The organism is Kitasatospora sp. NPDC058444, assembly GCF_042721415.1.
Lineage (GTDB): Bacteria > Actinomycetota > Actinomycetes > Streptomycetales > Streptomycetaceae > Kitasatospora.
This window is the reverse complement of the sequence record NZ_JBHXLL010000100.1, coordinates 1-1,484: the sequence shown is the minus strand read 5'-3', so window position 1 is coordinate 1,484 and position 1,484 is coordinate 1. Positions and strand designations below refer to the sequence as shown.

The window sequence follows — 1,484 nt, the reverse complement described above, 5'->3', positions numbered from 1 at the left end:
CCTTGGGTTCTAACGGTCCTCGCAACACCCGCGATCCGTGGGAGTTGCGAGGACCGTGGGCGTTGGACGTAGTGATCTTGCTGGGTTGCGGGAGCGCTTCTTTGAGCGGCTGGATGTCGTAGGCAGCGTGACCGTGGCGGCGCGTGAGCTGGGGGTGAACAGGAACACCGCCTTCACCTGGGTACGGAAGGCCGGCCGGAAATCGGAGGGTCCGCCGCGCCGGCATTCCGGACGGGACGAGTACGAGCGGCTCCGGGCCGCCGGTGTCGCCCGCCTGGTGGCAGCCCGGCAGGCTGGTGTGAACGAGCGCACGGCCAGGGACTGGGAACGGGGCGTCAAGAAGACCCGCCATTCGCGCACGTATCCGGAGGGGTACCGCGTCGACTATCGGGCGGGAACCGTCACCATGTCCGGTGTGACGACAGCACCGGTCGGATTGAGGGCCCTGGAGAAGCAGCTCCACCCGCGGTTCCTGACCCTGGCCGAGCGCGAACAGATCCGCGATCTCCACTCGGCGGGTCAGTCGCTGCGGGCGATCGGACGGGCCCTGGGACGGCCCGCGAGCACGGTCAAGCGGGAGATCGACGCGAACTCCGGCAGCGGCGGCTACTGGCCCTACCAGGCCCACCGGGCGGCGGCCGCACGCAGGCCCCGGCCCAAGGACCGCAAGCTGCTGCGGGAGGGGCGCCTGCGCCGCTTCGTGCAGGATGGACTGCGCAGGCGGTGGTCCCCGGAACAGATCTGCCACGCTCTGCTGAGGGAACATCCCGGCGACGAGAGCATGCGGGTGAGCGTGGAAACGATCTACCAGACCCTGTACTTCCAGGCCCGCGGCGGCCTGAAGCGGGAAGTGCAGGCAGCCGTCCGCACCGGGCGGACCCGCCGCAAACCACGCCGGAACCCCGAGCGGCGCACTTCCCGGTTCCTCGACCCGATGGTGATGATCAGCGACCGCCCCGCCGACGTCGAGGACCGGGCCGTGCCCGGCCACTGGGAAGGCGACCTGATCCTCGGCGCGGGCGGACGCTCCGCAATCGCCACCCTGGTCGAACGCAGCACCCGCTACACCATGCTGGTCCACCTGCCGGGTGAGACCCACAACGCCGAGACCGTCCGCGACGGGCTCGTCCGCACCGTCCAGACCCTGCCCGCCCATCTGCGCGGCTCGCTCACCTGGGACCAGGGCGCCGAGATGGCGCGCCACCGGCAGTTCAGCATGGCCACCGACATGCCCGTCTACTTCTGTGACCCGGCCTCTCCCTGGCAACGCGGCTCGAACGAGAACACGAACGGGCTGCTGCGGCAGTACTTCCCGAAAGGTACCGACCTGAGCGTGCACGGTCCCGAAGACCTCGAACACGTCGCGCAGGAGCTCAACAGCCGCCCACGCAAGACGCTCGGCTGGGATACCCCAGCCGAGCGTCTACGTGATCTACTCACCGTCTGAAACCAAGCGGTGTTGCGACGACCCCTTGAACCCAAGA

At 69.2% G+C, this 1,484-nt stretch carries 1 protein-coding gene; it reads left to right on the top strand.

Annotation, left to right across the window (positions count from 1 at the left end):
- The first annotated feature begins 406 nt into the window (after positions 1-406).
- Positions 407-1,447 carry an IS30 family transposase gene (locus ACFWP2_RS39580; protein ID WP_380460977.1) on the top strand — a complete coding sequence of 347 codons (1,041 nt, stop codon included), beginning with the start codon at positions 407-409 and terminating at the stop codon, positions 1,445-1,447.
- Positions 1,448-1,484: the final 37 nt, after the last annotated feature.

What these genes read in the sequence shown, in the direction of transcription:
- ACFWP2_RS39580 (WP_380460977.1), top strand. Translation starts at nt 407, where the DNA reads ATGTCCGGTGTGACGACAGCACCGGTCGGATTGAGGGCCCTGGAGAAG.